Genomic DNA, 1,362 nt, shown 5'->3' with positions numbered 1-1,362 from the left:
AGGAGCGGCCGCGCCCCGCGCACCTTCCCGCCCCGCGCTCCGCCGCGCCCACCGCCGCGCCCGCCTCTGCCGCCGCGCCCGCCCGCGCGGCGGCTCCCGCGGCCGCCGACCCGCGGCAGGCGCCGTCCCTGGCGCGCTACCTCCTCGCCGCGGTCGTCCTCGCGCTCGTCGTCGCGGCCGTGGCCACGGGTGTGCAGTCCGCGGCCCGGGCCCGCACCGCCCCGTCCAGCGCCTGCGCGCAGGTGGCCGCGGAGCGGTCCGCCGACGGCCGCACGCCCTGCTGAGGGCTCCGCTGACGACCCGCGCTCCCGGCGAGCGCCTGCACGGGCTGCGGCGGTGCCCGCCCTAGGCTCGTCCCATGCCGGTCGAGCACACGGGTCCCCCTCCCGCGCAGGGTCAGGTCGGCGGCCGGGTCGCCGTCATCGTGCCCTGCCTGGACGAGGAGGCCGCCGTCGGCAAGGTCGTCGACGACCTGCGCGCGGCGCTGCCCACCGCCGTCGTCCACGTCTACGACAACGGCAGCACCGACCGCACCGCCGAGGTCGCCGCCCGGCACGGGGCGGTCGTGCGCTTCGAGCCGCGCCCGGGCAAGGGCAACGTCATCCGGCGCGCCTTCGCCGACGTCGAGGCCGACATCTACGTCGTCGTCGACGGCGACGACACCTACGACGCCTCGGTGGCCGGCGACCTGGTGCGCCTGCTCGTGGCCGAGGGCCTCGACCACGTCGTCGGGGTGCGCCGGCCCAGCAGCCTCACCGCCTACCGGCGCGGGCACGCGGCCGGCAACCGCGCGCTGAACTCGGTCGTCTCCACGGTGTTCGGGACGCCGGTGACGGACATGCTCAGCGGCTACCGCGTCATGTCGCGGCGGTTCGTGAAGTCGTTCCCCGCCCTCTCGCGCGGCTTCGAGGTGGAGACGGAGCTGACCGTGCACGCGGTGAACCTGCGGGTGCCGCAGCGGGAGGTGCCGGTGGGCTTCCGCGACCGCGCCGAGGGTTCGGCGAGCAAGCTGCGCACCTACCGCGACGGCTTCGCGATCCTCGGCTGGATCGCCCGCCTGGCGCGCTTCGAGCGCCCGCTGCTCGTGCACGCCCTCCTCGGCGGCCTGGTGGCGCTGGTGGCGCTGGTGCTCGGCGTGCCGGTGGTCGTGGAGTTCGCGCGCACGGGCTTCGTCCCCCGCTTCCCCACCGCGATCCTCGCCGCGGCGCTCATGATGATCGCGGTGCTCGTCGCGGCCGTCGGGGTGATCCTCGACGCCGTGCGCCGGGCCTCCGACGAGGCGTCGCGGTTGTCGTACCTGCGCCACCCCGGCCCGCACGGGCTGGACCTGCGCACCCGACCCCCGGAGGCGGACGCGCAGCG

Annotated in this window: 1 protein-coding gene and 1 pseudogene; both read left to right on the top strand. The window is 77.3% G+C overall.

Going from position 1 to position 1,362, the window contains the following annotated elements:
- Positions 1-284, top strand: a pseudogene (locus tag GTQ99_RS23310) (hypothetical protein); the annotation flags it as partial.
- Positions 285-358: 74 nt separating this feature from the next.
- The coding region (locus GTQ99_RS23305; protein ID WP_166618025.1) for a glycosyltransferase at positions 359-1,362 on the top strand (1,004 nt) is incomplete at its 3' end.

Source organism: Kineococcus vitellinus, from assembly GCF_009906315.1.
Taxonomy (GTDB): Bacteria; Actinomycetota; Actinomycetes; order Actinomycetales; family Kineococcaceae; genus Kineococcus; species Kineococcus vitellinus.
Note: the sequence above shows the minus strand (reverse complement) of the source record. Positions and strands in the feature narration are given on the sequence as shown.